Annotated in this window: 1 protein-coding gene; it reads right to left on the bottom strand. The window is 74.4% G+C overall.

The genetic code is table 11. The features are described 5' to 3' along the window. Positions 1-676: paraquat-inducible protein A (locus HMPREF0731_RS22480; protein WP_007006576.1), on the bottom strand; the 676-nt coding region annotated here is incomplete at both ends.

The raw sequence follows: 676 nt of genomic DNA on the forward strand, positions 1-676 counted from the left end.
GCGCTGCTGCGGCGCGCGGCGGTGCGGCGCGCGCATCAGCCCGCGCGCCTCCATCGCATCCCAGGCCGCCTGCGGCTCGAAGGCGGCATCCGCCGCCACCATGGCCAGCACCACCGCGCCCAGGCTGTAGACCGCCGGGCCGAACTCCACCTCGGCCAAATCGGCCAGCCGCGTGTAGGAGACCAGCGCGCCGAACAGGAACACCTCCAGCATGGACCAGGCGCCGAGCTGCTGGTGCGCGCGCAGCAATTGCGGCAGCCAGGGCGGCGGGCGGCGCAGCGTCAGCCCGCCCAGCACCGCCAGCCGCAGGCTCAGCCGCAGCAGCGGCACCAGCACCACCGTCGCCACCAGCAGCGCCGCCAGCAGCCACAGCCCGTCATGGGCGAAGGCATAGGCGCCGCTCTCGACATGGCTGACCCGCATCTGCCCGAGCAGCCGCAGCGTCAGGAAGGGCGTGGTCAGGGTGACGATGCAGAAGATCAGGCTGGTCATGGCCAGCGCCAGCGGGGTGACCAGCGGGCTTTCCCGGTGCCGGCGCAGCACCGCGTCGCAGCGCGGACAGCGCCAGTCGACGCCGGGCTCGGCATGGCTCAGCCGCACCGTCAGCCCGCAATCCGCGCATTGCCGCAGCCGCAGCGCCGTGCCGGCGGGCAGCGGCCGCGCCGTCCCGCTCATG

It is taken from the genome of Pseudoroseomonas cervicalis ATCC 49957 (assembly GCF_000164635.1).
GTDB lineage: Bacteria > Pseudomonadota > Alphaproteobacteria > Acetobacterales > Acetobacteraceae > Pseudoroseomonas > Pseudoroseomonas cervicalis.